At 69.7% G+C, this 12481-nt stretch carries 11 protein-coding genes; 8 read left to right on the top strand and 3 right to left on the bottom strand.

Annotation, left to right across the window (positions count from 1 at the left end; translation table 11 throughout):
- Positions 1-99: 99 nt before the first annotated feature.
- Positions 100-522 (top strand): EF-hand domain-containing protein, encoded by a 423-nt coding sequence (locus tag T333_RS30865; RefSeq protein WP_496426690.1) that lies wholly within the window; start codon positions 100-102, stop codon positions 520-522.
- On the opposite strand, the gene T333_RS30860 is transcribed toward T333_RS30865, so the two are convergent.
- On the bottom strand, positions 471-1982 hold the full coding sequence (locus T333_RS30860; protein ID WP_496426689.1) for an FAD/NAD(P)-binding protein: 1512 nt from the start codon (positions 1980-1982) through the stop codon (positions 471-473). The genes T333_RS30865 and T333_RS30860 overlap by 52 nt on opposite strands.
- Before the next feature lie 162 nt (positions 1983-2144).
- On the opposite strand from T333_RS30860, the gene T333_RS30855 reads away from it, so the two are divergent.
- On the top strand, positions 2145-3251 hold the full coding sequence (locus tag T333_RS30855; RefSeq protein ID WP_357253949.1) for a LuxR C-terminal-related transcriptional regulator: 1107 nt from the start codon (positions 2145-2147) through the stop codon (positions 3249-3251).
- Between the two features lie 323 nt (positions 3252-3574).
- Positions 3575-4378: a hypothetical protein gene (locus T333_RS30850; protein WP_496426688.1), complete on the top strand. Its 804-nt coding sequence runs from the start codon at positions 3575-3577 to the stop codon at positions 4376-4378.
- Between the two features lie 81 nt (positions 4379-4459).
- Here T333_RS30850 and T333_RS30845 read toward each other — a convergent pair whose 3' ends face one another.
- Positions 4460-5230, bottom strand: coding sequence for a metal-dependent transcriptional regulator (locus tag T333_RS30845; protein ID WP_354999470.1), 771 nt, complete (start codon positions 5228-5230; stop codon positions 4460-4462).
- A 455-nt stretch (positions 5231-5685) separates the two neighbouring features.
- Here T333_RS30845 and T333_RS30840 point away from each other — a divergent pair, with 455 nt between their 5' ends.
- A complete protein-coding gene (locus T333_RS30840; protein ID WP_354999471.1) occupies positions 5686-6678 on the top strand; it encodes a bifunctional riboflavin kinase/FAD synthetase in 993 nt (330 codons plus the stop codon).
- 15 nt (positions 6679-6693) lie between these two features.
- Here T333_RS30840 and T333_RS30835 read toward each other — a convergent pair whose 3' ends face one another.
- Positions 6694-6963: a nuclear transport factor 2 family protein gene (locus T333_RS30835; protein ID WP_496426687.1), complete on the bottom strand. Its 270-nt coding sequence runs from the start codon at positions 6961-6963 to the stop codon at positions 6694-6696.
- Between the two features lie 162 nt (positions 6964-7125).
- Here T333_RS30835 and rpsO point away from each other — a divergent pair, with 162 nt between their 5' ends.
- From rpsO to T333_RS30815, 4 genes are all read left to right on the top strand, one after another.
- A complete protein-coding gene (gene rpsO / locus T333_RS30830) occupies positions 7126-7395 on the top strand; it encodes a 30S ribosomal protein S15 (protein WP_067782467.1) in 270 nt (89 codons plus the stop codon).
- 524 nt (positions 7396-7919) lie between these two features.
- The gene (locus T333_RS30825) at positions 7920-10190 is read left to right on the top strand and encodes a polyribonucleotide nucleotidyltransferase (RefSeq protein WP_496426686.1); all 2271 of its coding nucleotides are present in this window, start codon (positions 7920-7922) and stop codon (positions 10188-10190) included.
- Positions 10191-10285: 95 nt separating this feature from the next.
- Positions 10286-11581 (top strand): M16 family metallopeptidase, encoded by a 1296-nt coding sequence (locus T333_RS30820; protein ID WP_354999852.1) that lies wholly within the window; start codon positions 10286-10288, stop codon positions 11579-11581.
- A 50-nt stretch (positions 11582-11631) separates the two neighbouring features.
- Complete coding sequence (locus T333_RS30815) at positions 11632-12375, top strand: tetratricopeptide repeat protein (protein ID WP_496426685.1); 744 nt, start codon at positions 11632-11634, stop codon at positions 12373-12375.
- Positions 12376-12481 lie beyond the last annotated feature (106 nt).

The raw sequence follows: 12481 nt of genomic DNA, 5'->3' as shown, positions 1-12481 counted from the left end.
CGGAGCGGATGCGGAGGTACGCCCACGCCGACAACGGAACCGTACAGTGGTCGTGGGTTCGCCGTCCGAAATCGCCGGCGGCCGTGGGAAGGCAGTGGCATGAGTGAACAATCGGTCGACACGTTCGAGCTGTGGGACCGCGACGGTGACGGACTCGTCTCCGTCCAGGACATCACCGACGGAATCCGCGCGCTCGGGCTGGAAGTCGACGCCGACGCGATCGAGCGCCTGGTCGCCGCGGCCGATACCAACGGCGACTTCCTGGTCTCCAAGGCCGAATTCGACGCGGCACTGGTGACAGGACGCCTCGAGGTGACCGACGCGGACGCCGCCTTCCGCGTGTTCGACACCAACGGCGATGGGCGGATCTCGGTCGAGGAACTCGAATCCCTCATCCGCCACGTCGGCGCGGGCCTCGTCGACATCCCCGCGTCCGACCTGCTCGCCGCCGCCGACCGAGACGCGGACGGCTATCTCTCCCCGGCCGAATTTCGCGCCCTGCTGGACAAACTCGCCCGCTGAGCCGGGATCGATCGACCACCGAGCAGCGCCCGGGCCAGTCCCGACGCCTCGGCCGCCAGCCCCGGTGGGTTCGTGGCGATGAACATCGAGTCGGCCGCGAGATTGCCGAGTACGTGCCAGCTCGGATCCGGTGTGCCGCCGACCAGTAGCCGACGGGAACCGGGTTCGGCGCGCAGACCTCCCGCCGGATGCGTTTCGGCCGCGCCCGCCGCGAGCAACGCGCTGATCAGCGACTGGGCTTCCGTGGGCGTCGTGTAGGCGGGCGGGTTGACCGCGTTGAACACGGTGTCCGCGGTCCAGCTCCGCCCGTCGTGCACGGTGAAACCGCCCCCGGAGCGCGCCTCGATCTTGGTGACACCCGCGCACAACCGCAGTTGACCGGAATCCAGCAGCCGCAGCACGATACGCGCGTTGTGCGGGACCATCGGCGAGCTCAGGCTGTTGATCGTGCGGAAATGTGCGGAGCGCAGCATCTCTCGATCACGCTCCGCAAGCAGCGGCCAGGCGGTCGGGCCAACTGTGCGGATGACCATGGCGAGCAGGCGTCGCCCGAGGTGCGGTGCGTCGACGGCGTCGAGCTGGCGGCGCAGCCGAAGGACCGGATCCTCGTCGTCGGTGATCTCGGCGGCTAGCGTGTCGAAATCCTGTCCCAGCGCGGCGAGTTCGGCCCGCATGAGCGAAACCAGCTGGGCGAAGCGGAGTTCGCCGTGCGCGGCCTGCCCGCGCACCGCCGCGGGTGTCAGGTGCACCGGATCCAGCCGGGCCGGGCGCTGCTGGACGAACGGGAGCCGACCGCTGCGCGAGAGCAAGCTGATCGGACCGGTGTGACCGTTGGCAGCCAGGGCGACGGCGATATCCACCGCGGTCAGTCCGCTGCCGATCACGGCGACGTGCCGGTCCGCGGGGAGTTCGGCCAGGGTGCGGGCGAGCGGATAGGGCTCGTTCACGTAACCGGGTGCGCCGGTGAGCCCGTAGTGGTCGCGCGGACCTCCGCCGCCGACTGCCAGGACAGCACGGTCCACCGAGACTCGCTCGCCGCTCGCGGTGTGCAGCACCGGGCGTTCGTCACGGGAGAATCCGGTGACGGCCGAGCGCACGACTCGAACCGGGCAGCCCGCCCGGCTCAGTCGTGCGATCGCCGCGCGCGCGGTGTCCTCGAGGTACTCGCCGTAGACCGCCCGGGGAACGAGCGGCTGACCCAGCCCTTCGTCGAGGTAGCCCGCTACATCGCGTCCCTCCAGCCAGCGCTGGTAGTGCCCCGGATCGCCCGCCCGCACCGACATGATCGGCGGAGGCGCGTTCACTCGAACCGCGTCGAGATCCGGCTGATACGGACGACCCCGCCACGGCACGGGCGCGCCGTCGAACACGGTGACGCCACTGGGTTCGTCGTCGGCCGCGGCGAGCGCGTCGAGCAGCGCGACGGCGGCCGCGCCCGCTCCGATGATTCCGATGTGCATGGGGCTCCTTCGATTTCGTGATCGGGAAAGCCCAGCGTCGCGGGAATCGGCGGTGCGGAACATCCCGCGATCGAGGGGTTCGCGGTGCCGGAATTTCGATGGACGCGCACCCCCTCATCTGCGGGATGGCGGACACGCGACGGACAGCGGACGATGGCACCCATGACCGGTACGCCCGCCCTCGACGCACTGCTCGCGAGCATCACCGCCGCGCCCGACGCGCACGCGCTGTTCGCCGACACCTCGGCTCGCCTGCGGCGGATCACGCCGTTCGACGCCGCGGTGTGGGTGGCGACCGATCCGGTCAACGGCCTCACCACGGCTCCCGTCCGGGTGGAGAACCTGCACGAGGGCGGTTGCGGAACCTATTGGGAATCGGAGCTTTTCGCCGAACACGTGAATCTGTTCCGGGATCTGGCGGTGGCGAAGGTCCCGGTCGCCGGGCTGCGGGAGGTGACGGGCGACCGGCCGACACTGAGCCCGCTGTACCGCGGTTTCATGCGTCCGCGCGGGTTCGACGACGAACTTCGCGCCGTGTTCCGGGCGGACGGCCAGCCGTGGGGACAGCTGAGCCTGTTCCGTGAGCGCGGACGGCCGCCGTTCCGCGCCGCGGATATCACCCTGGTCCAGGCGCTCTGCACGCCGATGGCGCAGCGGCTGCGAGCCTTCGGGCTTCCAGCGGTGACGCCACCGTCCGCCGCCACTGCCCCCGGCCTGCTGCTGTTCGGCGCGGGCGGCGAACTGCTGTCGCTCAACGACGAGGCCCGCGACCTGCTAGCCGAGATGCCGCCCGGTCCCGCCGCGCCGACGCCGCTGGGCATCGATCTACCGCTGCCGGTCTGGATTCTGAACACGGCGGGCCGCGCCCGGCTCACCGGCGCGGCCTCGCGGATCCGGGTCCGCACGACCGCAGGGCGCTGGCTGGTATGCCACGCGACCTGCCTGCGCGACGCCGAAGGCCGCACCGGCACAACGGCTCTCGTCATCGAACCCGCAAAACCCGCCGAGGTGGCCGAATTGATCGCCGCCGCCTACGAGCTCACGCCGAGGGAACTGGAGGTGACCGAACTCGTCGCCCGCGGCCTGCCGACCGCCGACATCGCCGCCCGCCTCTTCCTCTCCCCGCACACCGTGCGCGACCACCTCAAGTCGATCTTCGACAAAGCCGGCGTCACCAGCCGCGGCGAGCTGGTCGCCAAACTCTTCACCGAACACCGCGAACCCCTCGCCGCCCCCACCACCGTGCGCGTCCTCGACGCGGCGAGCTAGGCACTGTCTCGAAGTCCCATCCGGCGCCGCGGCTCAGATCGCCGCCTGGCCGCGTTGTCGTCGCCACCGATACCACTCCGGTATCGGCTCCTCCTCCGCCTTGCGCGGCGATCTGAGCCACGGATGCATCCGGCTGCCGCATCATCGTCTGTCTGCTCGACGCGGAGTTGATTCCGCGTCGGCGGACGTGCCCCGCACGAGCACGGTCTGGTTACGGGTGGAACACGTAGGCACAACACCCCGTACAGCCCTGTTGACCTGCGTTAACGCGCTTTCCTCCCGGTCGATACCCGGGTAAAGTGGCGCGACTCGGAGGCTTGGCGATGCGTGCGGTGGGAATCGTCGGGGTGGTGTGCGCGGTCTGCGCGCTCGTTGTGGGATGCGGTGGGGAGGCCGACGAAGCGGAGCGTCCGCGGGCGAGTGTCATCATGGGCGCGACGACCGTCGATCGCACACCCGAGATCGCCGAGGCGCCCGCCGCTACCAAAGCACCGCAACCCCGACCCGCGCCGCCGGCGCCCGCTCCCGCACCGCGACCGCCCACCTCACCGGTGCTCGGCACCGCGATCATCGAGACGGTAACGCTCGGCGGCGTCGCGGTGCCCGACGTTCCGGTCAGCGTGCGTCAGATGCGGCCGTGCGATATGGCCCAGCTCGATATTCCGTTGGGCGCCACCGAGATCGCGGGCTGGGACGCGGTCACCGATGCCGAAGGGCGCGCGATGTTCGTGGTTCCGGTCGGCTGCTTCCGGTTCCGGATGGATCCACCGCCCGGCACCGATCCGGTGCCCGAGGGCATGCACTCGTTGTTCGTCACGGCGGCCGGTCAGGTCGTGACCGGTCAGCTGCGCTTCAACGATCCGGCCCCCGCCGCGTGTGCCGCCGAGACCATCGTCGACGAGCTGGACGACGTGGGCGACCTGACCGCCGACGGGGCGACGGTCAGCGAATGTGACGGCACCTGGGCGGTGATCGTCTGGGACGTCCCCGGCGACAGCCAGCGCATCGTCCACCGCACAGCCGACGGCTGGCGCACCTACGTCGCCTTCCCGCACGACGTCTGCTGGTCCACGGCCGCCGCCGACGGCGTCCCCGCCCGGCTCGAGTCCTACTTCCAGCCCTGCTGAACCTTCTCCGAACCAGTTACCCGCGCCACGGCTGGGCACGGCCGCCTACAGGGCCTGGCCTCTTGCGAGGCGTACAAGATTTCAGGTCGTGAGCCAGATGGCTTCCGCGGCGGGGCGACCGAGGTCGGTCGTGGCGTCGCCGTCGCCGATGCGGATGGCGATGGTGCCCGCGAAATCGCGGCGTTCGACGACGGCGATGGCGGTGTCCAAGGCGATGCCGACGGAGTCGAAGTAGCGCAGCATGTCCGGGTCGGAGTCGGAGATGCGGGCGACGCGCCCGGCCTGGCCCGCTTCGAAATCGCTGAGCTGGCGCGCGGGCGGTGTCGGCACCGCGCCGTCCACCGACGGGATGGGGTCGCCGTGCGGGTCGCGGTCCGGATAGCCGAGCTTGGCGTCGATGCGGGCCATGAGCAGTTCGGAGACCGCGTGCTCGAGCACCTCGGCCTCGTCGTGTACCTCGTCCCAGCCGTAGCCGAGCTCGTTGACCAGGAACGTCTCGATCAGCCGGTGCCTGCGCACCATGGCGACCGCGGCGCGGCGACCGTGCTCGGTGAGGGTGATCGATCCGTAGCGTGCGTGTTCGACCAAGCCCTGGTCGGCGAGTTTGCGCACGGCTTCGGAGACGGTGGAGGCCGAGACGCCGATGCGCTCGGCGAGCAGCTTCGTCGAGACCTTCTCCTGCGACCACTCCTGTGCGGTCCAGATGACCTTCAGGTAGTCCTGGGCGACCGAGGTCAGCTCCGGCGCCAGCGTGGCGGTGCTGCCGTGCGGCTCGCCCGGCGCGGAGCTGTCGGTCAGCTCGCGGCGGGTGGCGATATCTCGTTTACCGGGCACATACCCGAGCTTATGCATTTCCGTCGCGATTCACACAGTCGGACGCCGGGATGCGGCGAACTCGTTCGCCACTCGTGTTCCGCCCGTCGCGGACCGGCCATCTCGCTGCCATTTCGAGCGTGGAATCGCAGGTCGCGGACGCGGTCGTCGATGCCATCCGACGGTGCGGAGCGCGACAGAATTCAGTGGAAGTTCATGCGCCCTCGGCCGATTCGAGCCGTCCTCGGCGGCTACGTCGACGAGCGCGTCGTGCGCAAGCCGCCGCGCGACTCGCGCCGCGCGGCGACCCGTGCTCGAGCGCGAAGACGCATGGACGGCGCGCGGCGGAGGCGCGTCGAGAACCATTCGATCGCAGGCCGCGCGCGAAAGTATCGAGGGAATCGGACATGGCCCCGGTGGACGGCGGGCAAGCGTTCTGTGACATCTGGTACGCCCGAATACTGTTCGGACCTCGACTTGCGTAGGCTGCGAACGTGCAGAGATGGCGATCCCTCGACGAGGTGCCCGCGGACTGGGGACGGTGCGTGCTCACGATCGGTGTGTTCGACGGAGTGCATCGCGGTCACGCGCAGTTGATCAGCCGAGCGGTGAAGTCCGCGGCCGCGCGCGGTGTCCCCTCGGTGTTGATGACCTTCGACCCGCACCCCATGGAGGTGGTGCGGCCCGGTTCGCACCCCGCGCAGCTGACCACCTTGACCCGGCGCGCGGAACTGGTCGAGGAACTGGGCGTCGACGTGTTCTGCGTGATGCCGTTCACCCAGGAATTCATGAAGCTCACCCCCGGCCGCTATGTGCACGACCTGCTGGTCGAGCGGCTGCACGTCACCGAGGTCGTGGTCGGTGACAACTTCACCTTCGGCAAGAAGGCGGCGGGCACGGTCGAGACCATGCGCGAACTCGGCGAGCGCTTCGGTTTCGAGGTCGACGGCGTCAAGCTGCTCGCCGAACACGCGGTGACGTTCTCCTCCACCTACATCAGGGCCTGCGTCGACGCGGGCGACATGGCCGCGGCCGCCGAGGCGCTCGGCCGACCGCACCGCGTCGAGGGCGTGGTGGTGCACGGCGACGGCCGCGGCCGCGAACTCGGCTTCCCGACCGCCAACGTCGCCCCGCCCATGCACGCCGCGATTCCGGCCGACGGCGTCTACGCGGGCTGGTTCACGGTGCTCGGCCCCGGGCCGACGATCGGCACGGTCACCCCCGGTGAGCGGGCGATGGCCGCCATCTCGGTCGGCACCAACCCCACCTTCTCCGGCCGCGCCCGCACCGTCGAGGCGTACGTCATCGACGGCGAGGCCGACCTCTACGGCCAGCACGTCGCGGTCGACTTCGTCGAGCACCTGCGCGGCATGCGCAAGTTCGACACGATGCACGACCTCATCGAGGCGATGGGCCGCGACGTCGAGAACGCGCGCAAGGTGCTCACCGCCGTCGACGCGGAAGCCCCGTCGGGCACGGAGTCCTAGGTCGGTCGCCCGAGTTCAGTCGAGCGCTGTGTGCTGAGCATCGTCGGACGTGGCGGAGGGTTCCTCGGTCGGCACCGTCCAGCGGTAGATCTGACCGTCGCGCAGTTCGTAGGAGACCGGCGGCGCGCTGGTCGGATTCGCCGCGATGTGCGCGAGGACCCTGGTGCGCCCGCGGATCGTGTCCGGGCCGTCGGTCCACCGCAGATACGGGTGCAGCAGCGGGCGTAACGCCGCGTAGTCCTCGCGGGCAAGGGTGTCCAGCACGTCGCGCACGGCGGGGTCCATGGCTCGATTGCAACACGTCGATCCGGCGCCCGCACCGCGATTGGGTTCGCGCGAGACGCTCCGGTAGGGTGGATCCTCGGGTTTGCTGCGGTCCGCGGTGGCGCCCGCCCCGGGTAACCGGAACCTTCGAACGCGGAACTGAGAAACAGGAGTGGATGCCACGTGGCGCTGACCACCGAGCAGAAGTCGGCGATTCTCGCCGAGTACGGCCTGCACGAGAAGGACACCGGTTCGCCGGAGGCGCAGATCGCGCTGCTGTCCAAGCGGATCGCCGACATCACCGAGCACCTGAAGAAGCACAAGCACGACCACCACACCCGCCACGGCCTGATGGCGCTGATCGGTCGTCGCAAGCGCCTCTCGAAGTACCTGCAGGACAACGACATCGAGCGCTACCGCTCGCTGATCGAGCGCCTGGGTCTGCGCAGGTGATCTCCCGCCGCGCCCACGGCGCGGCGTAATTCCCGGCTTCCGCGCCCCGCGGTCCAACGACCGCGGGGCGCGGACCGCGAATGCCGCGGGATTCCATCTCCCGGATCGCGCTGTGCTCCCCGCGCCCGCGGGGATGAGCCGGGGTTCGACGGCCTCGAGCGAGGCGGTGGGTCCCGGCGACACGCTGCCTACCAGAGGCGGTGGTCATATCGCCAACGGCGAGACGTACAATCTCCCCGTTGGCTATTTGTGTATGAGGGGTGGAGAGCATCCCGTCGTACGACAACATGGACAGCCGTATGCACCCGCCCGCGTGGCGTCGGTCTTCGGTAGTGGCCTCCCGGCGTCGCCGGCGGGCTTCGATCGATGACCGCCTCCGCGTCGCCGCGTCCAAGGGGATTCGGCCGGGTGTGCGCGTCGCAGCCAGGAGGGTTGCCGCGCGTCCGTACCCGGGTACGGCTGACGACAGCCGGTTCGCGCCACCGCGCGCTCGAGCCGGCGAGACGAGAGGTTGAGAGAAGAGAATGTCCGAAACAACTGAACGCAAGTCCTCGGCCGTAGAGGTCGAGCCGGGTGTGTTCGAATCCGTCGCGCTGATCGACAACGGTTCCTTCGGCACCCGCACCGTGCGTTTCGAAACCGGTCGGCTGGCCCGCCAGGCCGCCGGTTCGGTCGTCGCCTACCTGGACGACGAGACCATGCTGCTGTCGGCGACCACCGCGAGCAAGTCGCCGAAGGATCAGTTCGACTTCTTCCCGCTGACGGTCGACGTCGAAGAGCGCATGTACGCCGCGGGCCGCATTCCCGGCTCGTTCTTCCGTCGCGAGGGCCGTCCGTCCACCGACGCGATCCTGACCTGCCGCCTGATCGACCGCCCGCTGCGTCCGTCGTTCGTCGACGGCCTGCGGAACGAGATCCAGGTCGTGGTCACCGTCATGAGCCTGGACCCGAAGGACCTGTACGACGTGGTGGCGATCAACGCCGCGTCCGCGTCCACCCAGATCGCGGGCCTGCCGTTCTCCGGCCCGGTCGGCGGCGTGCGCGTCGCCCTGATCGAGGGCCAGTGGGTCGCGTTCCCGACCGTGGAGCAGCTCGAGAGCGCCACGTTCGACATGGTCGTCGCGGGTCGCGTTGTCGAGTCCGGTGACGTCGCGATCATGATGGTCGAGGCCGAGGCGACCGACAAGGTCATCGAGCTGATCGAGGGCGGCGCGCAGGCGCCGACCGAGGCCGTCGTCGCCGAGGGCCTGGAGGCCGCCAAGCCGTTCATCGCCCGCCTGTGCCGCGCGCAGGCCGACCTCGCCGAGCTGGCCGCCAAGCCCACCGGCGAGTTCCCGCTGTTCCCGCCCTACGAGGCCGACGTGTTCGAGGCCGTGGAGGGCACCGCAAAGCGCGAGCTGAACGAGGCGCTGAGCATCGCCGACAAGCAGGAGCGCGAGGCGAAGATCGACGAGATCAAGCTCGACGTGCTCTCGCGCCTCGGCGACGACTTCGCGGGTCGTGAGAAGGAGCTGGGCGCCGCCTTCCGCTCGGTCACCAAGAAGCTGGTGCGCCAGCGCATCCTGACCGATGGTTTCCGTATCGACGGCCGTGGCCTCGCCGACATCCGCGCGCTGTCCGCGGAGGTCGCCGTGGTGCCGCGTGCGCACGGTTCGGCGCTGTTCGAGCGCGGTGAGACCCAGATCCTGGGCGTCACCACGCTGGACATGGTGAAGATGGCGCAGCAGGTCGACTCGCTCGGCCCGGAGACCTCCAAGCGCTACATGCACCACTACAACTTCCCGCCGTTCTCCACCGGTGAGACCGGTCGCGTCGGTTCGCCGAAGCGTCGCGAGATCGGCCACGGCGCGCTGGCCGAGCGGGCGCTGATCCCCGTGCTGCCCAGCCAGGAGGAGTTCCCGTACGCGATCCGTCAGGTCTCGGAGGCGTTGGGCTCCAACGGTTCCACCTCGATGGGCTCGGTGTGCGCCTCCACGCTGGCGCTGCTGAACGCCGGTGTGCCGCTGAAGGCCCCGGTCGCCGGTATCGCGATGGGTCTGGTCTCCGACACCGTCACCAACGACAAGGGCGAGGACGAGGTCCGCTACGTCGCGCTGACCGACATCCTCGGCGCCGAGGACGCGTTCGGCGACATGGACTTCAAGGTCGCGGGCACCCGCGAGTTCGTCACCGCGCTGCAGCTCGACACCAAGCTGGACGGCATCCCCTCGCAGGTGCTCGCCGGTGCGCTGAGCCAGGCGCACGACGCTCGCACCACGATCCTGGACGTGATGGCCGAGGCCATCGCCACCCCGGACGAGATGAGCCCGTACGCGCCGCGTGTCACCGCGATCAAGATCCCGGTCGACAAGATCGGCGAGGTGATCGGCCCCAAGGGCAAGGTCATCAACCAGATCACCGAGGACACCGGCGCCAACATCTCCATCGAGGACGACGGCACCGTGTTCGTCGGCGCGACCGACGGCCCGTCGGCGCAGGCCGCGATCGACGCGATCAACGCCATCGCCAACCCGCAGCTGCCGAAGGTCGGCGAGCGCTTCCTCGGCACGGTCGTCAAGACCACTGCCTTCGGCGCGTTCGTCTCGTTGCTGCCGGGTCGCGACGGTCTGGTGCACATCTCGAAGCTGGGCAACGGCAAGCGGGTCGCCAAGGTCGAGGACGTGGTGAACGTCGGTGACAAGCTGCGCGTGGAGATCGCCGACATCGACAACCGCGGCAAGATCTCGCTGATCCCGGTCGACGAGAGCGCCGAGGAGTCCGCCGCCACGGATGCCGTCGACGCCGAAAACGAGTAGTACTTGTCGGTGTGACGAAGAAGAAGACGGCAACCCCCCTGCTCCCGACCGGGCAGGGGGGTTCGTCACTACAGCGGCGGGTGGACGAGGCGCGGATGGCGGATACCGGCGTGCGGCGCACGGTGCTACCGGGTGGACTGCGGGTGGTCACCGAGCACGTGCCGGGTGTTCGGTCGGCCTCGATCGGCGTCTGGGTGGGCGTCGGTTCGCGCGACGAAGGGCGCACGGTCGCGGGCGCGGCGCATTTCCTGGAGCACTTGCTGTTCAAGGCGACTCCGACCCGCAGCGCGTTGGACATCGCGCAGGCCATGGACGCGGTCGGCGGTGAGCTGAACGCTTTCACCGCCAAGGAGCAGACCTGCTACTACGCGCACGTGCTCGACGAGGATCTGCCGCTGGCGGTCGATATGGTCTCCGACGTCGTGCTCAACGGGTTGTGCCGTTCGGTGGACGTGGACGTCGAGCGGCAGGTGGTGCTCGAGGAGATCGCCATGCGCGACGACGATCCCGAGGACCTGGTCGGCGACGCCTTCCTCACCGCGCTGTTCGGCGACCATCCGATCGGCCGCCCGGTGATCGGTTCCGTGGAGTCCATCGAGGCCATGCAGGCCGGTCAGCTGCGGGGTTTCCACGTTCGCAGGTACCGGCCGGATCGGATGGTCGTCGCGGTCGCGGGCAATGTCGAGCACGACCACACGGTGGAGCTGGTGCACCGTGCGTTCGAGAGCCGCTTGGATCCGGAGGCGCAACCGGCGCCGCGCAGGGAGGGCAGGTTTCGGCCGCACGGCGACCCGGAATTGCAGTGGAACCACCGCGACAGCGAACAGGCACACCTCGCGTTCGGCGTTCGCGCGTTCGGCCGCCACGAGGGTGATCGCCGATGGCCGCTGTCGGTGCTCAACACCGTCGTCGGCGGCGGGCTGAGTTCCCGTCTGTTCCAAGCGATCCGGGAGGAGCGCGGCCTGGCGTACTCGGTGTACTCCAGCGTGGACACCTTCGCCGACACCGGCGCGTTCTCGGTGTACATCGGCTGCCAGCCCGAAAACCTCGGCAAGGTCGCCGGTTTGGCGCGCGGTGTGCTCGAGGAGGTCGCCGAGCACGGCATCACCGACGCCGAATGCGCCAGGGCCAAGGGCTCGCTGCGCGGCGGATTGGTTCTGGGACTGGAGGATTCGGCGTCGCGGATGAACCGGATCGGGCGCAGCGAACTGAGCTACGGCAATCACCGCAGCGTCTCGGAGACGCTGGCCCGGATCGACGCGGTCACCACCGAAGAGGTCACCGCCATCGCCCGTACCCTGCTAGCCCGGCCGTTCGGAGCCTCGGTCGCCGGACCCTACCGCCGCACCCGTGACCTCCCCGCCGCGGTGCGCCGCCTGGTCGATCACTGACCGCCGCGTCCGCGTAAGCTGTCGCGCGGTCGGGGTGAACGGGGAGGGCAGTGCCGGAGATCGAGCTCGCCATCGAAAGGGCGGGCGTGGCAATGGAATTGGGGCGGCTGGACGAGGCGCGGCAGATCCTGGGTGCCGCGCTGGCCGGGTCACCGGACGCCCCGGAGCTGCTGCGGATGATGTGCATGGTGGCCGCGAATCAGGGTGAATGGGCCGAGAGCCAGGACCACGCGGGCGCGATGCTGGCCGCCGCGCCGGAGGCGGTGGCGTGGTCACCCGACGATCCGTGGGTCTACGGCCACGCCGCGGAAACCGCCCTGCGCCTTGGCGATTACCCGATGGCGCGGCCGTGGGTCGAGGCCGGTCTGGCGCTCGCGCCGCAGGACACCCGACTACTGCTGGCACAGGCGCAGATGAGTACTCTGCGCCACCAGCGCCGGACCGCCTTCCGTGTCATGCGCGGCCTCCTCGACGATCGGCCCGGTTCGAGTGAGGCCCTGGTGCTGCTGGAGCAACTCGTGTGGCAGGCGTTGCTGCGTCTGGCCGCGTGTGTATGGGTGTACTCGGCCGTCGTCACGGTGGTCTCGGCATGGGCCGGGCCAGGTGGGCTGCGCCTCGTCGTGCTCGGCTGCGGAGTGGCGATCGCCTTCGAGCTCGAGTCCCGCGTGGCGCTGACGCTACCGCCGCGGCAGCGGCTCCGTGGCGGTGTCGGCGTCGCGCGGCTCGTCCTGTTCTCGACGTTGCTTCTCGGAACATGCTGGAGTGTCGTTCGATTGGCGGCCTGGCCCTGGTGAGTGTGGGGCTGGTATCGACTGTGGCTCGTGCTGGTCTCGGCGCTGGTTCTCGTGTGTATCGCCGATTGGTGGCACGGAACTCGTGAGGCGGCGGTGGTGCGGCAGG

Source organism: Nocardia sp. CNS-044 (genome assembly GCF_059570515.1).
Note: the sequence above shows the minus strand (reverse complement) of the source record. Positions and strands in the feature narration are given on the sequence as shown.

Coding starts and splice junctions, on each gene's coding strand:
- T333_RS30865 (WP_496426690.1), top strand. CDS start 100: ATGAGTGAACAATCGGTCGACACGTTCGAGCTGTGGGACCGCGACGGT.
- T333_RS30860 (WP_496426689.1), bottom strand. CDS start 1,982: ATGCACATCGGAATCATCGGAGCGGGCGCGGCCGCCGTCGCGCTGCTC.
- T333_RS30855 (WP_357253949.1), top strand. CDS start 2,145: ATGACCGGTACGCCCGCCCTCGACGCACTGCTCGCGAGCATCACCGCC.
- T333_RS30850 (WP_496426688.1), top strand. CDS start 3,575: ATGCGTGCGGTGGGAATCGTCGGGGTGGTGTGCGCGGTCTGCGCGCTC.
- T333_RS30845 (WP_354999470.1), bottom strand. CDS start 5,230: ATGCATAAGCTCGGGTATGTGCCCGGTAAACGAGATATCGCCACCCGC.
- T333_RS30835 (WP_496426687.1), bottom strand. CDS start 6,963: ATGGACCCCGCCGTGCGCGACGTGCTGGACACCCTTGCCCGCGAGGAC.
- T333_RS30825 (WP_496426686.1), top strand. CDS start 7,920: ATGTCCGAAACAACTGAACGCAAGTCCTCGGCCGTAGAGGTCGAGCCG.
- T333_RS30820 (WP_354999852.1), top strand. CDS start 10,286: ATGGCGGATACCGGCGTGCGGCGCACGGTGCTACCGGGTGGACTGCGG.